Origin of the sequence: Tomitella biformata AHU 1821 (assembly GCF_000524475.1) — a bacterium.
Lineage (GTDB): Bacteria > Actinomycetota > Actinomycetes > Mycobacteriales > Mycobacteriaceae > Tomitella > Tomitella biformata.
Genome location: NZ_BAVQ01000012.1, coordinates 1 through 19,080, shown reverse-complemented (window position 1 = coordinate 19,080; position 19,080 = coordinate 1). Strand labels below are relative to the sequence as shown.

General features: G+C 68.3%; 18 protein-coding genes. 7 read left to right on the top strand and 11 right to left on the bottom strand.

Features of this window, described 5'->3' with window-relative positions; all coding sequences use genetic code 11:
- Positions 1-31: 31 nt before the first annotated feature.
- Positions 32-376 carry a response regulator transcription factor gene (locus TBIF_RS23070; protein ID WP_024794084.1) on the top strand — a complete coding sequence of 115 codons (345 nt, stop codon included), beginning with the start codon at positions 32-34 and terminating at the stop codon, positions 374-376.
- 65 nt (positions 377-441) lie between these two features.
- Here the strand turns inward: TBIF_RS23070 and TBIF_RS06775 are convergent, their stop codons facing one another.
- Together TBIF_RS06775 and TBIF_RS06770 are read right to left on the bottom strand one after the other, a co-directional pair.
- Positions 442-1,575 carry an N-acetylmuramoyl-L-alanine amidase family protein gene (locus TBIF_RS06775; RefSeq protein WP_024794083.1) on the bottom strand — a complete coding sequence of 378 codons (1,134 nt, stop codon included), beginning with the start codon at positions 1,573-1,575 and terminating at the stop codon, positions 442-444.
- 189 nt (positions 1,576-1,764) lie between these two features.
- On the bottom strand, positions 1,765-2,547 hold the full coding sequence (locus tag TBIF_RS06770; protein WP_038170157.1) for a peptidylprolyl isomerase: 783 nt from the start codon (positions 2,545-2,547) through the stop codon (positions 1,765-1,767).
- 140 nt (positions 2,548-2,687) lie between these two features.
- Here TBIF_RS06770 and TBIF_RS06765 point away from each other — a divergent pair, with 140 nt between their 5' ends.
- Entirely contained in the window at positions 2,688-3,296 is a 609-nt protein-coding gene (locus TBIF_RS06765) for a peroxidase-related enzyme (protein WP_024794081.1), read from the top strand.
- On the opposite strand, the gene TBIF_RS06760 is transcribed toward TBIF_RS06765, so the two are convergent.
- From TBIF_RS06760 to TBIF_RS06750, 3 genes are all read right to left on the bottom strand, one after another.
- Positions 3,260-4,717, bottom strand: coding sequence for a glycosyltransferase family 87 protein (locus TBIF_RS06760; protein ID WP_084611586.1), 1,458 nt, complete (start codon positions 4,715-4,717; stop codon positions 3,260-3,262). The genes TBIF_RS06765 and TBIF_RS06760 overlap by 37 nt on opposite strands.
- Before the next feature lie 108 nt (positions 4,718-4,825).
- The gene (locus TBIF_RS06755; RefSeq protein ID WP_024794079.1) at positions 4,826-7,120 is read right to left on the bottom strand and encodes a transglycosylase domain-containing protein; all 2,295 of its coding nucleotides are present in this window, start codon (positions 7,118-7,120) and stop codon (positions 4,826-4,828) included.
- 96 nt (positions 7,121-7,216) lie between these two features.
- A complete protein-coding gene (locus TBIF_RS06750; RefSeq protein ID WP_084611580.1) occupies positions 7,217-7,621 on the bottom strand; it encodes a DUF5318 family protein in 405 nt (134 codons plus the stop codon).
- Between the two features lie 215 nt (positions 7,622-7,836).
- On the opposite strand from TBIF_RS06750, the gene TBIF_RS06745 reads away from it, so the two are divergent.
- From TBIF_RS06745 to TBIF_RS06735, 3 genes are all read left to right on the top strand, one after another.
- Complete coding sequence (locus tag TBIF_RS06745) at positions 7,837-8,394, top strand: PadR family transcriptional regulator (RefSeq protein ID WP_024794077.1); 558 nt, start codon at positions 7,837-7,839, stop codon at positions 8,392-8,394.
- Positions 8,387-9,484, top strand: a complete 1,098-nt coding sequence (locus tag TBIF_RS06740; RefSeq protein ID WP_024794076.1) for an inositol-3-phosphate synthase — start codon at positions 8,387-8,389, stop codon at positions 9,482-9,484. The genes TBIF_RS06745 and TBIF_RS06740 overlap by 8 nt, the downstream gene beginning before the upstream one ends.
- 162 nt (positions 9,485-9,646) lie before the next feature.
- Positions 9,647-10,933, top strand: a complete 1,287-nt coding sequence (locus TBIF_RS06735) for a TY-Chap domain-containing protein (RefSeq protein WP_024794075.1) — start codon at positions 9,647-9,649, stop codon at positions 10,931-10,933.
- 16 nt (positions 10,934-10,949) lie between these two features.
- Here TBIF_RS06735 and TBIF_RS06730 read toward each other — a convergent pair whose 3' ends face one another.
- The 5 genes from TBIF_RS06730 to TBIF_RS06710 form a co-directional block, all read right to left on the bottom strand.
- Positions 10,950-11,171, bottom strand: coding sequence for a hypothetical protein (locus tag TBIF_RS06730; protein WP_024794074.1), 222 nt, complete (start codon positions 11,169-11,171; stop codon positions 10,950-10,952).
- Complete coding sequence (locus TBIF_RS06725; RefSeq protein WP_024794073.1) at positions 11,168-12,118, bottom strand: carbohydrate ABC transporter permease; 951 nt, start codon at positions 12,116-12,118, stop codon at positions 11,168-11,170. Before TBIF_RS06725 ends, TBIF_RS06730 begins: the two co-directional genes overlap by 4 nt.
- Positions 12,115-13,218, bottom strand: coding sequence for a carbohydrate ABC transporter permease (locus TBIF_RS06720; RefSeq protein ID WP_024794072.1), 1,104 nt, complete (start codon positions 13,216-13,218; stop codon positions 12,115-12,117). Before TBIF_RS06720 ends, TBIF_RS06725 begins: the two co-directional genes overlap by 4 nt.
- Before the next feature lie 32 nt (positions 13,219-13,250).
- A complete protein-coding gene (locus tag TBIF_RS06715) occupies positions 13,251-14,516 on the bottom strand; it encodes an ABC transporter substrate-binding protein (RefSeq protein WP_024794071.1) in 1,266 nt (421 codons plus the stop codon).
- A gap of 131 nt (positions 14,517-14,647) precedes the next feature.
- On the bottom strand, positions 14,648-15,718 hold the full coding sequence (locus TBIF_RS06710) for an ABC transporter ATP-binding protein (protein ID WP_024794070.1): 1,071 nt from the start codon (positions 15,716-15,718) through the stop codon (positions 14,648-14,650).
- 146 nt (positions 15,719-15,864) lie between these two features.
- Between TBIF_RS06710 and TBIF_RS06705 the strand changes: the two genes are divergently transcribed.
- A complete protein-coding gene (locus TBIF_RS06705) occupies positions 15,865-16,623 on the top strand; it encodes a hypothetical protein (protein WP_024794069.1) in 759 nt (252 codons plus the stop codon).
- A 7-nt stretch (positions 16,624-16,630) separates the two neighbouring features.
- On the top strand, positions 16,631-18,181 hold the full coding sequence (locus TBIF_RS06700; RefSeq protein ID WP_024794068.1) for an HD domain-containing phosphohydrolase: 1,551 nt from the start codon (positions 16,631-16,633) through the stop codon (positions 18,179-18,181).
- A 10-nt stretch (positions 18,182-18,191) separates the two neighbouring features.
- On the opposite strand, the gene TBIF_RS06695 is transcribed toward TBIF_RS06700, so the two are convergent.
- Positions 18,192-18,968 (bottom strand): helix-turn-helix transcriptional regulator, encoded by a 777-nt coding sequence (locus TBIF_RS06695; RefSeq protein WP_024794067.1) that lies wholly within the window; start codon positions 18,966-18,968, stop codon positions 18,192-18,194.
- Positions 18,969-19,080: the final 112 nt, after the last annotated feature.

Here is a 19,080-nt window from a genome sequence, read left to right as displayed (position 1 = left end):
GGTAAACGGTAGTTGAATGTGAAAGGAACCAGTGGCATCTGCTCAGCAGTTCTCGCAGCACGACTCCCCGACAGTCATCGTCGCGGGCCACGACCTGCCGGGCAGCGCGGCGGAGCTCGTCGACCTCGCCATCCCCAACCGCGAGATGCCGCGGCCGAACCTCACGGCCCGCGAGCAGGAGGTCCTGCGCTGCTGGATCACCTCGGACTCGAAGACGGTGGTCAGCGTCGCCCTCGGCCTGTCCGACAGCACGGTGAAGACACATCTGCACCGCATCCGCGGCAAATACCAGGCCGTGGGCCGCCACGCCTCCACCAAGGCCGCTCTGGTCGCCCGGGCGCTGCAGGACGGCCTCATCCGCCTCGAGGACCTCTAAATTCCGGAAACGACAAATCGGGCGTCGGACCAGTTGGTCCGACGCCCGATGTAGTCTCTGACTGCCTACTTGGGCAGCACCTTGCTCAGCAGCGGGCCGAGCAACGACACGGCGTCCGTGGTCAGGTCCGAGAACGTGCCAATGTCGCCGTCGTTGACCAGGTTCAACAGCGCGCCGATGCCGCCGGCCGCGGTGATCTTCTCGAACAGCGCGAACACCTCGTCCATGCGGTCGAAGACGCCGACCGCCGCCTCGGGCTTCGTGATGGCCGCGGTGGCGGGGGTGGTGGGCGCCGGCGTGGAGACGGTGCCATCGTTCATCTTGATCGTCACCTCGGGCGAGGTGGCCGCGGGCGTCTCCGGGCTGGCCGGAGTCTCGTGGGTGGCCGGCTCCCCCTCGGGGTAGCCGTCCGAGAACAGGTAGCTGACGATGCCGCGGGCGATGGCCGTCGCGTGCTCGTACTGGCCATCGGTGCCCTCAAGCTTGGCTGCATCGGCCGAGTTGGAGCCGTTGCCCATCTCGATGAACACCAGCGGGATGGTTGTCAGCGCGGGGCCGGCGATATCGCTGCGGACGCTGAAGGCGTCCACCACACCGCCGTAGTTGGCGGGGGAGAAGCCCTGCTCCTTATAGGAGTCGACCATCAGCTTGGAGGCAGTGCGCCCGCCCTCGGACTGGGCGGCCTGGGCGGCCGCGTTCGGCAGCGGCAGCGTCGGGACGATCAGATGGAAGCCGCTACGGGCAGCGTCGGCGCCCGTGGTGGAGGTGGAGTCGGCGTGGATGCTCACGGCCAGGTCCGCGCCCGACGCATTGGCGGCGGCGGCGCGCTCGTCGATGCAGCCGCCCCAGCCGGTGTCGTCGGCGCGGCTCATCTTGACCTCGGCGCCGAGGCTCTCGAGGACGCCCTTGACGATGGTGGCCACATTCCAGTTGATCTCGTGCTCGGCAACGCCGTTCACGGTCTCCATGCCAGTGGTGCCGCAGTCCTTCATGCCGCCGTAGCCGTTGGGCACCTGCTTGCTGAGGGAGTGCCCCTCGGCTGAGCCCTGGTGGCCGGGATCGAGGAACACGGTCTTGCCGGCGAGCTCAGTGCCCGTCGGGCCTTCTGCTGGCGCCGCGCCAGCACTGGCGATGGGGGCCAGCAGGGCCGCCGTCACCGCGCTCACGCACAGCACTGCCTTGATACCGGAGTGTCTCATCTGGCTCCCTCAATAATCACTTCAGTCACATCTGTCACAACCTGCACAAGTGAATCAGATTTGGCGTGTCATTGCGAGGGGAAGTCCACATCCCGTGCTAAAGACGCCAACTCGTGACACAGGGCGGCCGCCGGATGCTGATGCGCATCCGGCGGCCGCCCTGGCGAAGATTGTGCGGGGAGCTGTCGGCTAGATGCCGTTCGGGAGCGTGGCCGCGATGATCTCCACCGGCTCCGCCGGGGCGCCATCCGCGCCCAGCTGATCGGATGCGGTGGGCGCGACGCCCTTGGCCGCGACCGCGTCGAGCGTGGCCAGCCCGGCCTCGTCGATCTGGCCGACCACCGTGTAACTCGGCGGCAGCGGAGAATCCTTGTAGACCAGGAAGAACTGGCTGCCCACGGTATTCGGGCCGGCGTTCGCCATGGCGATGGACCCACGCGGGTAGATCACGGCCGAGGTCGGCTGCCCGTCCATCAGATACGGCGCCAGGGTGGTCGGCAGCTCGTCCGGCACGGTGTAGCCGGGACCGCCGGTGCCCTGGCCGGTGGGATCGCCGCACTGGAGCACGAAGATGCCCTGCGTGGTCAGGCGGTGACACGGCGTCGCGTCGTAGTACTGCTGGCTGATCAGCGAGACGAAGCTCTCCGTGGTGCACGGCGCCTCGGCACGGTCGAGCGTCAGGCCGATCGGCCCCGCGGACGTCTCCAAGTTGACCGAGACAAAACCCTCGGTCGGCGGATTCACGTTGGTCGGCGGGTTCACCTCCTTGGCGGCGCCGCGCGCCGTGCCATAGGCACAGGCGCCGGCTGCCACCGGGGCTGCCGACGACGAGGTCGCCGACGCGCTGGCCGAGGTCGTCACGGCCGGTTTTTCCTGCTGCGCGTTGGCGCCGCCGTCCGTCGAGCTCGAGCAGCCAGCGACTACCACCGCCACCGCGGCCACCAATAAACCGATACGTCCCACTGAAGTCATTGCGCCAGGATATGTCAGAGCGGGCCAATCGTCACCGAGACCGGGCCCGCCGCGCGAATTCCCGCCAGCCGAGGCGCCTACAGTGGCGGCAGCGCTCATAGTGACCGCCATTACGTTTCCGAAGAGAGAAGGACCCCGCCTTGGGCAACGACGACACCACCCCGGCCACCACCAGCGTGCGCTTTCCACACCCGGAGATCGCCGACCTGCCCGAGGATATCGCCGCGATGATCCTCGGCGTGCAGGAGAAGATGGGCTTCGTGCCGAACGTCTTCCTCGGCTTCGCCCGGCGACCCGCGGAGCTGCGCGCGTTCTTCGCCTATCACGACGCGCTGATGCTGCGGGAGCCGTCGAACCTGACGCCCGCCGACCGCGAGATGATCATCACCACCATCTCCGGCGCCAACAACTGCCTGTACTGCGTGGTGGCGCACGGGGCGATCCTGCGGATCTACGAGAAGAACCCGCGGATCGCGGACCAGGTGGCCACCAACTACCGCAAGGCCGAGATCACCCCGCGCCAGCACGCGATGCTGAACTTCGCGATGAAGGTCAACACGCGCGCCGACGAGGTCGCGGACGCGGACTTCGAGGCCCTCGCCGCGTTCGGGTTCGACGATGACGACGCCTGGGACATCGCGTCCATCACCGGGCTCTTCGGCCTGAGCAACCGGCTCGCGAATGTCTCCGGGATGCAACCGAATCCGGAGTTCTACCTGCTGGGCAGGGTGCCGCGGGCCAAAAAATAGCTATCGGGCGCGCCGTCGAGGACCCCGCCGACCGGATCATCGATCCCGCCGGCCCGGACCAGGTCCTCGGCGGGCCGGTAGATCTGCCGGATGATCATCGCGCACAACCCCAGCACCACGATGTCGCGCAGCACGATCGACGCCGTGAACCATTGCTCCGGCAGCCCCTTGTTGGCGACGCCGTGGAAGTAGTACATCAACGGCACCCAGGTGAGGGCGTCGATGGTCATCCACGCCAACAGTATTCGGGTGTGCGGGAGCGCCAGAACCGCGAGCGGCACCAGCCACAGCGAGAACTGCGGGCTCCACACCTTGTTCGTCAGCAAGAACATCGCCACCACCAGGAAGCACAGCTGAGCCACCCGGGGCCGGCGCGGCGCGGTCAGCCCGATCACCGCGACCCCCACGCACGCCGCCACGAATAGGCCCATCGCGACCATGTTCAGGTTGCTTGGCGACTCGCCGGGCCCCAGGGGACCGTCGAAGCCCTGCCAGCCGGTGAACGACGAGACCACGTTGTAGATCGATTCCGGATTCATCCCCCGGATCTCGCTGAGCCGGTAAAACTCCCGCCAGCCCTTGGGGAACAGGAGCGCGATCGGCAGGTTCACGGCGGTCCACGCCACGGCGGCCCCGGCGGCGGTGCGCCAGAAGTCCCGCATGCGGCCAGCCCGCCAGCACAGGATCAGCAGCGGGCCCAGGAAGAACAGCGGATACATCTTCGCGGCGCTGCCCAGGCCGAGCAGCACCCCGGCCAGGACCGGCCGCTTGCGCGACCACGCCAGCAGCGCCGTCATCGCGAATGCCGTCGCGATGGCGTCGAAGTTGGTGAACACGTGCACCAGCACCAACGGCGAGGCCGCGACGAGCGCCACGTCCCACTTGCGCCGCCCGGTCAGCGACGCGCTCGCCCACACCGTGACCAGCCACGCCAAGGCGAGCCCGATCGCGATCACCGTGAAATAGAGGACCACCTCGAGGGCGCCGGGGAGCTGGCCGTCATCCGCGGCCTGCTTCCAGGCCTTCGCGATGGTCATCGCGCCGTACTGGTAGAGCCCCGTCAGGACCGGGTACTCCATGTGCCGGACCACGAGCTCGCCGTCCGCGCCGAGCGTCCCGTCCGTCCAGCCGGACTTATAGGGGAACTCGCCGTCGCTGAGCCGCTCGCCGCCGTAGAGGGGGATCGCGTCGGCGTAGCACATGGCCACGTACTGGCGATCGCCTTGCCAGTCCAGCACCTGCGCGCCGTCCTCGCCGCCCGGGAACTGCTGCAGGCAGGCTGCCTTGCCCGCCCAGCCGAAGGACATCGCGATGACGGCCAGCAGGAAGCACACGCGCAGCGGGGTGAGGAACCGCTGGCGCCCCACCACCGCGTGGGCCCCGATCGGGCCCCCGATGGCAGCCGAGAGCTGCGCCGTCATCGGATCCGTGCGACTCGGCAGGTCGCGGTCGTCCGCCGTCCGCCGGTCCGGATCCAGCTTGCCAGGGGCGAGCTCTCCAGGGACGACGGCGTTGCCCTGCGAGATCACCTAGTTCTCGCCCGGTGCCAGCCCGTCGCCTGTGCCGCCACCCGCCGCGCCGCCTCCCGGCGTGCCGCCGCCGGGTGTGCCGCCACCGGGCGTGCCGCCACCTCCGGCCGGTGGCGTGACTGGGGTCGCCGCTGGCGGCATCACGGGGATGGGGATCGTGACGCCGGGCAGCACCTCGACATCAGACAGCGTCGGCATCGTGACCGTGGTCGGCGCGGTCCCTGTGGATGTGGGCCTGCTCGGCGCCGTGGTCACCGGCGGCACATAGACCGGCACTCCCGCCTGGCCCCCGATGGCGGCCGGCTTCGGGAACTTCTCCACATCGGTGCCGTCGAGGGCGCCGTCCATCACGGACTTCCAGATGTCCGACGGCAGACCCGAGCCGTAGACCGTCGCGCCGTTGAAGTTCACCAGCGGCGCGCCGTCGTCGATGCTGCCGACCCACACCGCGGTGCTCAGCGACGGCGTGTAGCCGACCATCCACGCGTCCTTGTTCGCGCCGGTGGTGCCCAGCTGCGTGGTGCCGGTCTTGGCGGCCGACGGGCGGCCGCTTGCGAGGTTGTGCCCGTTGGAGTAACCGGCAATAGGCGCCATCGCCGCGGTCACGTTGTCCGCCACAGCCGCCGACATCGCCTGCGAGCCGGCGTCGGGACCGCGGTCCAGCAGGACGCTGCCGTCCGAGGTGACGACCTTCTGCACGAAGTACGGATCGTGGTGGATGCCCGACGCGGCGAAGGTGCCGACGGCGGAGGCCATGTCCAGGGTCCGCACCAGGTACTCGCCGAGGATGATGCCGTTGGAGACCTCGCCGTTGTCATTCTGCAGGGAGGTGCCGGCGACGCCGGGGATCTCCTTGGGGATGCCTGCCTTGTGCGCCATGTCGGCGACGCTGGCCGCGCCGTTGTTCAGACCGAGCTGCAGCCGGTAGAAGCTGGTGTTCAGGGACATCTTGAGCGCCTCGGCGATGTTGCAGGTGCCGCAGCTCTCGTTGCCCACGTTGCTGATGCTGACGCCGTTGACGGTCAGCGGCGAACTGTCGAACTCCGTCGCGAGAGACTTGCCCTCGTCGAGCAGCGCCGCCAGGCCGAACACCTTGAACGTCGAGCCGGATTGCAGCGGGGCCTGCGCGAAGTCGTAGCCCACGCCGTCCGACCCGCCGTAGTAGCCGCGGACCGCGCCGGTCCGCGGATCGACGGACACGGAGGCGGCCCGCAGCGAGTCCGGCTCGCCGGACATGTTGTTCTCGACCCCCCGCACGGTCGCATCCTGGGTCTGCGTGTCGATGGTGGTGGTGATCTGCAGGCCACCGGTGTTCAGCTGCTGCTCGCTGATATTGGCCGCGGTCAGCTCCTTGAGCACCTGGTTCTTGATCAATCCGTTGGGGCCAACCGAGAGGTTGTCGGTCTCCGCCTCCGCGCCGGGGGTGAACCCGGGGAATTCGATCGTCGCGCGGGTGGCCGCGTCCAGGGTGCCTGCCGAGACCATGCCGTCGAGCACGTAGTTCCAGCGGTTGGTCGCGCCTTCGAGGTTGTTAGCGGGGTCTCGCAGCGACGGGCTCTGGATCATCGCGGCGAGCATGGCGCCCTCCGAGACGTCGAGCTCTTGCACCGGCTTCCCGAAGTACGCCTTCGAGGCCGAGTCGATGCCGTACGCGCCGCGGCCGAAGTAGATCGTGTTGAGGTAGGCCTCGAGGATGTCGTTCTTGGACCACTCCCGGGCCATCTTCGTGGAGGCGACTAGCTCCCGCATCTTGCGCCAAATGCTCCGCTCGGACCCGACCAGCACGTTCTTGACGTACTGCTGGGTGATCGTGGAGCCACCGCCCGCGGAGTCCCTGCCCAGCACATTGTCGCGGGCCGCGCGGGCGAAGCCGGAGACGGAGAAGCCGGGGTTGGAGTAGAAGTCGCGGTCCTCCGCTGCCAGCACCGCGTTGCGCACCGGCTCCGGCACCTCCCCGAGGCTGACTTCGGTGCGGTTGCCCTCCGGCGGCACCACCTTCGCAATAGGCGTGGTGCCATCCGCGGCGTAAATAGTGGCCACTTGATTGGAACTCATCTCGCCGGGCCGCGGCACGTCCACCATGACGTACGCCACCGCGAACGTGCCGATGGCGCCGATGATGGCCACGATCAGGCCGATCCCGATGACAGCCGAGCCCAACTTCAGCCAGCGCTTCGCGCCGGTGTCCTTGTCCTTGGGCTTCTTTGCCGTCGCGGTTGCGGACGTGTTCTCCGTCGAGGGCTTATCGCCGGGAGTGCTTCCGTCGGGTCGAGATGAGCTTGGGGGCACGTACACCTACAGGTCTCCAGATCGTTGCGGTGGCCTGTGCCGAATTGCTCGGCGCTAGTCAGGCTCGGGTCTTCATCGTCATCCTCAGGGCATTCGGCGATCCTACTCGCTGACCGTTCGCCGCCGACGGGGTTGCCGCGGCTGTGGCACCGCTCCCAGCACATAGGACTGGACGAGGTGGTTCCAGCGGCAGGTGCGGCACACCTCGACGTCATGGACCGAGAACTCGTCCTGGCTGGCGGCGAGGCGCTCAAGCTCATCGGCGGTACGCGCGGAGCCGGACACCTGGCCCAGCCCCTCGCCAAAAACCCAGGATACGAGCGTCACCGGCTCTTTGCGGCAGATCGGGCAAGTGATCTCGCTCAAGCGGCCGTGGAATCGTGCCGCACGCAGCAGATAGGTGCCCGCATCGCAGACCTCGTCCACCCGGGTCTTGCCGCTCGAGACCGCCGCCAGCACCGACCGACGCTGAAGCGAGAAATCAACCACCTGCCGTTGTCCCTGCACGACTGACAGCCTACGTGCGCGACATTCAACCGTCCTACGTGGCGGGAATCACAATCGCCCGACCGAACCATTCATCCTGTCCCGCGTCTATAGTCGTAACATGTATCGACCCGATATAGTCGGGTATCCGCCTGGCGCAGCGTCAGGCAGTGCAGTGTGGTCAATACTGTGCGGGCAGACGCCCGCGCGAGAAGCGCAAGGAAAGGCGGTGAACCGTGCTGGAGCTAGCGATCCTCGGCCTTCTGCACGAGTCACCAATGCACGGATATGAGCTGCGCAAGCGGCTCACCGGGCTGCTCGGGCCGTTCCGTGCGTTCTCCTATGGCTCCCTCTACCCCGCCCTCAAGCGCATGCAGGCCAAAGGCCTGATCATCGAGGAGGAGAGCGCAGAGGGGATGGTTCGGCGTCGCGCGCGCAAGGTGTACCGCCTGACCCCGTTGGGGCAGACCCGGTTCACCGAGCTCGTCGCCGATACCGGCCCGGCCAACTACTCCGACGATGGCTTCGGAGTCCATCTCGCGTTCTTCAGCCGAACGCCCGCCGAGGCGCGCATGCGCATCCTCGAGGGACGGCGGCGGCAGGTCGAAGAGCGGCGCGAAGGTCTCCGAGACGCCGTGGGGGCCTCGGGCCAAATCAACCGCTACACCCGGGGGTTGCACGAGCTCAGCCTTGAGTCCAGCGAGCGTGAAGTCCGCTGGCTCAACGAGCTCATCGCCGCCGAGCAGAGCAATCCGTTATTCACAGAGAAAGAAGGAGAACCCGACCATGGGTGAGAACAACACCTCCGTGCGCGTGGCTATCGTGGGAGTGGGCAACTGCGCATCGTCCCTGGTCCAGGGCGTGCAGTACTACCAGGGCGCCGACGAGACCACGACGGTCCCCGGCCTCATGCACGTCAAATTCGGCAAGTACCACGTCCGCGACGTCCAGTTCGTCGCCGCGTTTGACGTGGACGCCAAGAAGGTCGGGTTCGACCTCTCCGAGGCCATCAACGCCAGCGAGAACAACACCATCAAGATCGCCGACGTGCCCCCGACGGACATCATCGTCCAGCGCGGACCCACCCTGGACGGCATCGGCAAGTACTACGGCGAGACCATCGAGGTCTCCGAGGCCGAGCCCGTCGACGTCGTCGCCGCGCTCAAGGCCGCCAAGGTCGACGTCCTCGTCTCCTACCTCCCGGTGGGCTCCGAAGAGGCCGACAAGTTCTACGCGCAGTGCTGCATCGACGCCGGTGTGGCGTTCGTCAACGCCCTGCCCGTGTTCATCGCCTCCGACCCCGTCTGGGCGAAGAAGTTCACCGACGCCGGTGTCCCGGTCGTCGGCGACGACATCAAGAGCCAGGTCGGCGCCACCATCACCCACCGCGTGATGGCGAAGCTGTTCGAGGACCGCGGCGTGGTGCTGGACCGCACCTTCCAGCTCAACGTCGGCGGCAACATGGACTTCAAGAACATGCTCGAGCGTGAGCGCCTGGAGTCCAAGAAGGTCTCCAAGACGCAGGCCGTCACGTCGAACCTGACCGGCGCGCTGGCCGGCAAGGTCCACGACCGCAACGTCCACATCGGGCCGTCGGACTACGTCGAGTGGCTCGATGACCGCAAGTGGGCCTACGTCCGCCTTGAGGGTCGCGCGTTCGGCGACGCCCCCCTGAACCTGGAGTACAAGCTCGAGGTCTGGGACTCGCCCAACTCCGCCGGCATCATCATCGACGCGATCCGCGCCGCGAAGATCGCCCTGGACCGCGGCATCGGCGGCCCGATCCTGCCGGCCTCCGCGTACCTGATGAAGTCCCCGCCCGTGCAGATGGAGGACACCCACGCCCGCGAGGAGCTTGAGGCCTTCATCATCGGCGCCGAGTAACAACCGGCTTCTCCCGCGTCGCCCCCGTATCTTGACCTGACCCCCGCTGCAACGTCAGCGAGGTCAAGATACGGGGGCGAGCTGCGTTTGCGGGTCCAGGCCTCGCTGCCGATGTCAGAGGGCGCCTATAGATTTGTTGGAGACCGCCGAAGGGGAGGGCCCATGCCAGAGCAGACATTCGACGAGTTGACGGACCGGACGTGGTCGCGGTTCACGGACGACCTCGCGGGCTACCTGCGGCAGATGCAGGCGGGGGACATCCTCATCCTCGAGTCCCACTACGACGGCGCGGTGGACCCCGAGTCGACGGGCGGGGATGCCGGCCGCGCCCGGGTGCGCCTGACTGCCCGCCCCGACGACGGGTACCGGGTTGAGGTTCCGCGGAATGACTTCCTCAACCCGCTGCGCACCCTCGACGGGTTGGCGCATCGAGCGCTGGCCCAGTTGGGGTTCCACAAGCCGGACCAGTGCTCCCACGAGGATCCCGCGCCCGGGCATGACGGCTCCGAGTCCTACTACGCGGACGGCGCTCCGGACGCCATCGCCCAGATCGCCGCGGTGGTCTTCCGGCTGACGTGGAGCGTGCCGGACCCCGCGTTCCTGCGCGGCAGGGCAGCGGGCCGGGAGGACGTGCCGGAGTTCGACGCGTGGGGTCCCGAGATCGATGAGGACGCGCCCGAGTCCGCCCTGCAGATCGCCGTCGAGGCCGCCGTGGTGGAGATGTTCGGCGAGAATCCGGCCATCGACGACGAGGGCGTCATCACCCTCAGCTATGGGGAGAGCCATGTGCACCTGCGCGTGGACGAGCACACCGATCACGTCGACGTCTACGCCGGCATCTTGGACCTGGCCGAGGCCGATAGCGAGGACGAGTACGACCTGACCCGCGAGGTGCTCGACGCGATCCCCAGCCTCAACCTGCAGTGGCCGTCCGTGAAGTGGCACATCAGCGAGCAGACCCTATTGGGCGTCATCCGCGTCGACGGCGCCCCGTTCATGCCTCCGCACCTGACCCGGGCGCTCGAGGCGATGGGCGCGCTGCTCGACTCCGCGGACGACATCCTGACCGAGCTGACGTCCGACGCGGAGGCCAGCGGCCACCCCGGCGGCCAGGCCCTGCTGAACTACTCGCGCCCGGCCGGCGCCCGCAGCGTGCTCGAGGCCGAGCACGCGTGGGACGGGTCCGCCGCCGCCGCGGACACCATCGTCGCGGTGCTGCGCCTGAACACCGGCGCCACGAGCGGACTGGCGGACGACGAGGTGGCCGACCTCTGCGAGGGGGACGTCGACCTCGTCCTGGAATGCCTGCGGATGGCGAAAGCGGAGCTGGCCTTCTGGCAGTCCGAGGACGCCGACACCGCGATGCGGGCCGAGGAGCAGCGCGGGTGGGCAGTGGTGATTGACAAGCTGCTCGGCGCCATCGCGTCCCTGTCCCAGTCGGGCCGCTAAGGCCAGCCGGGTCCGATCAGGCCCGGCGGTACGCCCGCCACGTGAGGCCGAGCAGCACCGCGAGGACCAGCAGGATCACCGATGGCCACAGCCCGGGCGCGCCGCGCACGATGCCGACGACCGCCACAATGAACGTCATCACCGTGAAGAAGCCGAGAAACCCGAGCACCGCCTCAAGCCGCTGGCGGCGCCGCTGGGCCTGTCTGCCCGCGCTCCCGGCCAGGGCTTCGCCGGTCACGACTTCACACCGCCAGCGGTCAGGCCGGAGACGATGCGGCGCTGGAAGATCAGCACCATGATCACCAGCGGGATGGTGACGATCGCGCCCGCGGCCATGATGGTCGCGTACGGCTCCTCGAACTGGTTGGTGCCCGCGAACCGGGCGATCGCGACCGTCACCGGCTCCGTCTTGGTGCTGGAGAGCTGGTTCGAGAGCATGTACTCGTTCCAGGTCGCGATGAACGCGAGGATCGCCGTGGTGAACAGCGCCGGCGCGGCCAGCGGCAGGATCACCAAGCGGAATGCCTGGAGGCGGGAGGCGCCGTCGACCCGCGCGGCCTCCTCGAGCTCCCACGGCAGATCCGACAGGAAGGACGTGAGCGTGTAGATCGTCAGGGGCAGCACGAACGAGATGTTCGGGATGATCATCGCCTGGTATTGGCCGATCCAGCCGAGGTCGCCAAATAGTTGGAATAGCGGGGTGACCAGCGCGACGCCCGGGAACATCGAGGCCGCCAGGACGATGCCGGTGACGACGAACTTGCCGCGGAACTGGATGCGGGCCAGCGCATAGGCGGTGAGGATGCCCAGCGCCAGGGCAACGGCGGTGGTGGCCGCGCCGATGATGAGGCTGTTGCGGATCGCGGCCAGGAAGTCGTTGCCCGCGTCGGTGGACATCGCCTGCCGGAAGTTGTCGAACGTGACGAAGGTGGGCCACGGGGTCGAGTCGTAGGTGTGGCTGACCTTCCGGAAGGCGACGATCACCATCCAGTAGAACGGCGCGAGCCCCCAGATCAGGATCGCGATGACGCCCAGATAGGTGCGTGCGGCGGGTCCGAGGGTCCGCCGTCGACGCTTTGGCAGCGCCGGCTCGGCATCAACCGACCTGTCGAGCACGGCCGCCCCCACGCCTGCCCCGGCGAGGACCGTGGGGTCGGGTTCGCGTCGGTGCTTGCCCACCATCATCGGCCGGCTCCCTTCCGCTGGTCATCCTGTGTTCGGACGGCGTTGGCCCCCAGGAATTTCACCAGGATGAACGCCACGATGAAGATGATGAAGAACACGATCGTCGACAGAGCCGAGGCACTGTTGTAACCGCCACCCTTCATCTCCGCGACGACGAGGATCGACATGGTGCTGGTGGGGGTGCCGCCGCCGGCGCCCACGAGGATCGCGGGCAGGTCATACATCCGCAGCGCATCCATGGTGCGGAACAGGACGGCGACCATCAGTGCGGGCTTGACCAGGGGCAGGGTGATCTTGGTGAACCGCTGCCAGGAGCTGGCGCCGTCGACCCGCGCCGCCTCGTGCAGCTCCTTCGGGATCATCTGCAGACCCGCCAGGATGAGGAGCGCGATGAACGGGGTGGTCTTCCAGATGTCCGCGAGGATCACCGCGAATCGGGCGGCCCAGGGGTCTGTGGTCCAGGCGATCGTGGTGCCGAGCATCGTGTTGGCGATGCCCTTCTCCGCGAAGATGAACACCCACAGCTTGGCGGTGACCGCGGTGGGGATCGCCCAGGGGATCAGCACCGCGGCGCGCAGCAAAGAGCGACCGAAGAACGAGCGGCTCATGACGGTGGCCATCCACAGTCCGAGCAGCACCTCGACGGTGACGGTGACGGCCGCGAAGAAGAACGTGATCCCGATCGACGACCAGAAGTCCGCGCCGTTGGTGCCCGGGACGCAGGAGCCCATGCCGTCGCCACAGTCCTGCAGCAGCCACATCTTGTAGTTGTCGAGCCCGACGAAGCCGCCTTTGACGAAGCGGCCCGTCGAGTCGTCGTAGTGCTCACTGCCCTGCAGCGACATGTACATCGCGCGCAGGACCGGATAGACGATGACGACCGCGAGGATCGCCATGGTGGGGCCGATCAGCCAGAGCGTGCGCTTGTCGAAGCGCCGACGTAGCCCGGCGGCCGGGCCACCTTGGACGTCTTGGGGGTCGCCAGAGTCCTTGCCCGGGCCCAATGTGGACCGTCCGCGCTTCTTGACGCGAACGCCGCGGCCGGAGTCATCGACTCCGGCCGCGGCCCGGGCCTCGTCTGCACCGGCAGATTCAGCCATCGATCGTGATTTCCTAACTTGCCTTCAGGGAACTACTTGCCCGCGTTGTTGATTGCCGTGGTCATATCGGCGACAGCCTGGTCAACGGTCTTGTTGCCGTTAAGCGCGGCATAGACGTTGTCCTGGATCGCCTTGCTGACGGCGGTGTAGTTCGGCGAGACCGGTCGGGGCTTCGCGTTCTCCAGCGCCGTCTTGAGCACCGGCAGGTAGGGATGGTCGGCGATCAGCGTCGCGTCGTCGTAGACCGAGGCCAGGACGGGCGGGAACGAGTTGTCCGCGAAGGACTTCTGGCTCTCCTCGTTCTGGACGAAGGCCATGAAATCCTTGGCGGTGGCCTTGTTCTTGGAGTTCACGTTGATGCCGTTGTTGTAGCCGCCGAGAGTCGACGCGCCGGGACCAGTCGGGGAGAGGATCGGCGCGACGCCGACCTTGCCGACGACCTTGGAAGCCTCAGCGTCCTCGGAGGTGGTCACCATGTAGGGCCAGTTGTACGCGTACATCGACTCGCCGCCGGTGAAGGCCAGGTTGGTCTCCGACTCCTCGAAACCGGTGCTGCGCTTGGCGATGTCCTCGTTCTGGTACGCGTCGACAAGCGCCTGGAGTCCGGCCTTCGCCTGCTCGCTATCGACCGTCGCGGTCTTGCCGTCCGGTCCGACGACGGAGCCGCCCCACGAGTTGATGAACTGCGTGGCGTTGACCGTCAGGCCCTCGAACTGCTTGAGCTGCGTGACCAGGCAGTCCACATTGTTCTCGACGGCGATGGTGCAGGAGTCAAGCAGACCCTGCCAGTCCGTCGGGGCCTGCGGGACGAGGTCGGTGCGGTAGTACAGCAGCTGCGCATTGGTGTTCTGCGGTGCCGCGTACTGCTTTCCGTTGAACGTCGCGCTCTCGACGGTCGCGGGCAGCAGGCCCGACGTGTCCATCGCAAAGTCGCCCGAGAGCTCCTGCAGCCAGCCCCGGGCGGCGAACTCCGCGGTCCAGACGACGTCGAGCGCCATCACGTCATAGTCGTCGTTGCCGGCCTGCAGCGACTGCACCAGCTGATCGCGGGCATCGTCCGCGGACTTGGCGAGTTCCTTGAGGGAGACCTGCTCGTCGGGGTGGGACGCGTTCCACGATTCGATGATGGGCTTGACGCTGCCCGCGTCGTTGCTGCCCATCGCAAACGTGATGGGGCCGCGCGCCGACGTGTTCTCCGTCGCCGCCGTGTCCGCGTCGACGCTGCTCGAGCACGCAGCGAGTGTCAGAAGGGAGACCGCGGACACCGCAGCCACCATCCGTGGGATGTAAGAACGCATTGTTCACCTTTCACCAGAGCCGAACTCAGTCCGCGTCAGCATGCCATGTGAGCCAGCGCATGGCGTACTTTACGGTGACAACCGTTACAGGCGCGCGACCGCGCAGCCCGTGTCACCGCAGTTCCGGCGCCTCACTCGAGCCGGCGGCCGTCGACGGCCGAGAACATGTGGACCTGGTCGACGTCGAATCCCAGGCGCACGCGCGCGCCACGGGCGGGCGGATTGCGCCAATCGGCCCGCGCGACGATCTGGTGGCGGGCGCCGGCCACCTCGACGCGCCCGTACATGTACGCGTCGGCGCCCAGCTCCTCGACGATGTCCACCTCAAGTTCGAGCCCGGTCGCGGTCCCGTCGTCCACCAGCTGCTCGGGCCGGATTCCGATGACGATCTCCGTCGCACCCGAGGTTTCCCGTGAAACATCGATTTCGATCTCGCCGACGCTGACCTTCCCGTCGGCGATGGGGAGCCGCATCAGGTTCATCGCGGGCGAGCCGATGAAGCCGGCGACGAACTCGTTGACGGGCCGGTTGTAGAGCTCGCGCGGCGGCGCGCACTGCTGGAGCACACCGTCCTTGAGCACGGCGACGCGGTCGCCCATCGTCATGGCCTCGACCTGGTCATGTGTCACGTAGACCATGGTGGTGCCGAGCCTGCGCTGCAGCTCCGCGATCTGCGCGCGGGTCTGCACGCGCAGCTTAGCGTCGAGGTTCGAGAGCGGCTCGTCCATGAGGAAGACCTGCGGCTTGCGCACGATCGCCCGGCCCATCGCCACCCGCTGGCGCTGACCACCCGAGAGCGCCTTCGGCTTGCGGCCGAGGAACTCCTCGAGTCCCAGCAGCTCGGCGACCTCGTCCACCCGCGCCTTGATCTCCGCCTTCGATGTGCCGGCCAGCTTCAAACCGAAGCCCATGTTCTCGGCCACCGACATATGCGGATATAGCGCGTAGTTCTGGAAAACCATCGCGATGTCGCGGTCCTTGGGCTCGGCGCCGGTCACGTCGCGGTCGCCGATCAGGATGCTGCCGGAGTCCACGTGCTCCAGCCCCGCGAGCATCCGCAGAGAGGTGGACTTCCCGCAGCCCGACGGGCCGACGAGCACCAGCAGCTCGCCATCTTTGATCTCGAGGCTGAGCCGGTCGACGGCGGGTTTCGTCGAGCCGGGGAACACGCACGACGCGCGGTCATAGGTCACAGAGGCCATGGGGAGGCATCCCTTCACCGGCAGGAACGTGCCGGACGATCCGAGTAGAGGGTGGTGCGGAGCACGTTAGCAACGTCTTCTCGGCCGCCTCGAATTGAGGCCGATGCCCCATGCGCCAGATCTCGCCTCGTCGGAGTATTAGGGGTATGAGAACAACGCGAGTACCGCGCGAGATCGCGAGATCGATCACCGCTAATCCGGTCCTTCCCCCCGGGGCGGACGAGACCTTCACCGGCTACGGCGTGATGGGGCTGCCGTTCGCCTCCGGGCACTACCTCGCGCTGCGCGAGATCCCCGCCACGTCCTTCGCCGGCGGGTATCGGAGCGTCTGGCACCGTGACCCGGCCGGAGCCTGGCGGTTCTTCACCACCGCCCCCGCGGACCTGAGCTGTCCGCGCTACTTCGGCGCGGCCTCGGAGCACGCCCCGACGCGCTGCGAGATCGCGGTCGCCTGGCCGACCGAGACGTCCCTGCGGGTGTCCATCGACGGGGTGCTCGACTGGCGAGTCGAGGTGGGGCCGACGGCCGGCACCCGGTTGATGTCCTCGATGGGCTCGCTTATGCCGCAATGGGTTTGGACCAGCCGGCCCATACTCGCCGCGATGGGCCGCATGGCGGGGCCGATCCTCAAGGTCGGCCGGGTGCGCCTGCGCGGCACAGTCCCCAACGGGCAGGCGTTCACCGTGGCGCCGGTGCTGACGTGGTCGGTCACCTCGAGCACGGCCGTACTCGACGGCGTCGACCTCGGTGCGCCGGGCCCGCTCTCAGAGCAGGCCCACCTGGCCGGATTCTGGCTGCCGCAGCGCGGCATCCTCGCCGCTGGCCACGGACACTTCGAGGCCCTGGACCCGGTCCAGCACCAACTGGCTCGCGCAGCCGTCGAAGGGGCCCGGCCGGGAGCATAATTGGCAGATGACCAGCGGGTTGCCGCGTCGCGCGGAGGTGCTCGCCACCCTCTCGGTGGCGATCGACCTCGGGCTGGGCCAGCCCGCCGAACACATGTTGCGCAGCGCGCTGATCGCGACGCGGCTGGCCGACCGCCTCGGGCTCGGCCGGGCCCAGCGGGACACCGTCTTTCACACGACGCTGGTGATGTGGATCGGCTGTCACGCCGACTCCCACGAATACGCACGCTGGTTCGGCGACGACATCGCGGTCCGGCACGACGCGTACCTCGTCGACTGGGCCGGCCTGCCCTATCTGCGGTTCCTGCTCCGCAATGTCGCCCGCGGAGAGCCGCCCGCCCGGCGCGCCACCGTGATGTTCACGCTGTTCCGCGACGCCCGGGGCCAGCTCGCGCGGATGGTCCACTCGCACTGCGCCTCCGCGGCGCTGCTCGCCGATCAGGTCGGCCTGGGTCCGGAGGTGGGCCGGGTGCTGCCGTTCGCATTCGAGCGCTACGACGGCGGCGGGCTGCCCGACGGGGTCCGGTCCGCCGCCATCCCCGTCGAAATGCGGGTGGCACAGCTCGCCGACCTGCTGGAGGTCCACCACCGGCAATACGGACTCGACGGAGCCCTCGCCATGGCCCACGAGCGCCGTGGCCGCCAGTTCGACCCGGAGCTCGTCGACCTGTTCACCGCGTGCCCTGCCGAGATCCTCGCAGCGCCGGCCACCGGTGAGGTGTGGGCGACCGCGCTCGCCCAGGCCCCCGACGGCGACGCCCGCCTCGACGGCCCGGGGCTCGACGCGCTGTTGACCGCGATGGGGGACTTCGTCGATCTGAAGTGCCCCTTCACCCTCGGCCATTCACGGGGAGTCGCGGCCCTCGCCGGCGGCGCGGGTCGGCTCGCCGGGCTGTCCGCCACCGAGGCCGAGACGCTCGAACGCGCGGGGCACGTCCACGACCTCGGCCGGATCGGGGTCTCCAACCAGATCTGGTCGCGGGCCGCCCCGCTGTCCGCCACCGAGTGGGAGCGGGTCCGGCTGCACCCCTACCTCACCGAGCGGATCCTCACGCACGTCCCTGGCCTGGAGGCCGAGGCCGCGCTCGCCGGCAAACACCACGAGCGCGCCGACGGCACCGGCTACCCTCGCGGGCTGCCAGGCTCGGGACTGTCGCTGTCGGACCGCATCCTCGCCGCGGCCGTCAGCTATCACTCCGCCGTCGAGCCTCGGCCCTACCGGCCCGCGGGGAACGCGGACTCCGCCGGCCGCGCGTTGCGCGAGGCCGCGCGGGCGGGGCGGCTCGACACGGACGCGGTCGACGCGGTCCTGGCTGCGGCCGGGCACCGCACCAGGGCGCGCGCGGTGCGGCCCGACGGCCTAACCAGCCGCGAGATCGAGATCCTGTGCGCGGTGGCGCGCGGGGCATCGAACCAGGAGATCGCCGACGGGCTGGGGATCAGCTCGAAGACCGTTCGCAACCACGTCGAGCACGTCTACGCCAAGCTCGGGGTGTCCAACCGCATCGGGGCCAGCATGTACGCGCTCGGGCATGGGCTGGTGCAGGCAGTGCGGTAGCCGGCCGGGATCAACGGGAGAGGAGCGCCGCCGTGGCCGCGTCCGCGGGATAGAACGACTCGATGGCCAACTCCGAGACCGTGACCTCCTGCGGGGTCCCGAACACGGTGGTGACGCTGAGCATGGACAGCACGCCGGCCTCGGTGCGCAGCCTGAGCGGCACGATGATCGCGTCCGTCTCCTCGCCGCCCATCGAGCCGCCCGGGTAACCCCGCAGCTCCTCGTGCAGCCGCTCCAACTCCCGGTCCCCGGACGCCGCGATCTCACGGCCGAGCCGATCCAGCAGGTGCGCCCGCCACTGCGGCAAGTTCGCGATCCGCGGCGCCAGGCCATCCGGGTGCAGGCTCAAGCGCAGCACGTTCACCGGCGGCTCGAGCAGCCGCGGGTCCACCCCCGCGAGTAGCGGCTCCAACGCCGAGTTCGAGTCCACCAGCTCCCAGTGCCGGTCGATCACCAGCGCGGGATACGGCTCGTGCACGCGCAGGATGTGCGCGATGGCGTCGGCCACCGCCGCCATCGGAGTCGAGGCCAGCGCTCGCTCCGGGTAGGCCGGCGCGAAGCCACCTGCGAGGAGCATCGAATTTCGATCCCGCAGCGGCACCTCGAGGCGCTCGCACAAGTTCAGGATCATCGGCGCCGTGGGATTGGAGCGGCCATTCTCGACAAAGCTCAGATGCCGGGTGGACACCTCCGCCGCCAGCGCAAGGTCCAGCTGGCTCAGCCCGCGCCGACGCCGCCACCCGCGCAGCAGTTCGCCGACCGGTTCCGGGGCAAGTCCTGTGGTCATGGCACCACCGTATTTGTCGGTCGCGCCGACGGCAATGACAGGGTCACGTCAAAGTCGCGTTTCCGCTGGAGAGAACTAGTTTTATCGCGTCTTGAAGGCAGTGCTGATAGTG